The 511-nt window shown below is 63.4% G+C and carries 1 protein-coding gene; it reads right to left on the bottom strand.

What is annotated here, in order from left to right; translation table 11 throughout:
• A partial coding sequence (locus MTX34_RS25515; protein WP_243611205.1) for an IS3 family transposase occupies positions 1-511 on the bottom strand: 511 nt, incomplete at both ends.

Raw genomic sequence — 511 nt, 5'->3', positions numbered from 1 at the left:
AACTCCGTCGTCGGAGACTTTCCGATCGAATACGAGATGATCTGGCGGTCGAACAGATCCATCACCGGCGACAGATACAACTTCGCCTCCCCGACCCGGAACTCGGTGACATCGGTGACCCACTTCTGATTCGGGGCCGCCGCCGTGAACTGACGGTCGAGGACGTTCGCCGCGACCGCCCCGACCTGACCCTGATACGAGACATACCGTCGACGGCGCCGCACAGCACAGGCCAACCCGAGCTCGCGCATCAACGCCAACACCGTCTTCTTCGCCACCCGCCACCCTCCATCGACGAGGACTCGGTGCACGCGTCGATGCCCGTAGCGTCGGTGGTTTTTCTCGAACGCCCTGGTCACCGCCGCTTTCAACGCAGCCTTCGGGTCGGGCCTGCGTAACTGCGCTTGACGGTAGAAGAACGTCGACCGAGCCAAGCCGGCGACGTCGAGCAGCACATCGAGACGGTACTGCGCCTTGAGGGCGATGACAGCGAGAACCTTCACCGTCGTCC

This window comes from Rhodococcus sp. ARC_M5, assembly GCF_022810405.1.
In the GTDB taxonomy this organism is placed as follows: domain Bacteria; phylum Actinomycetota; class Actinomycetes; order Mycobacteriales; family Mycobacteriaceae; genus Rhodococcoides; species Rhodococcoides navarretei.
The sequence above is the reverse complement of the archived record's forward strand: the minus strand, read 5'-3'. Positions and strand labels throughout refer to the sequence as shown.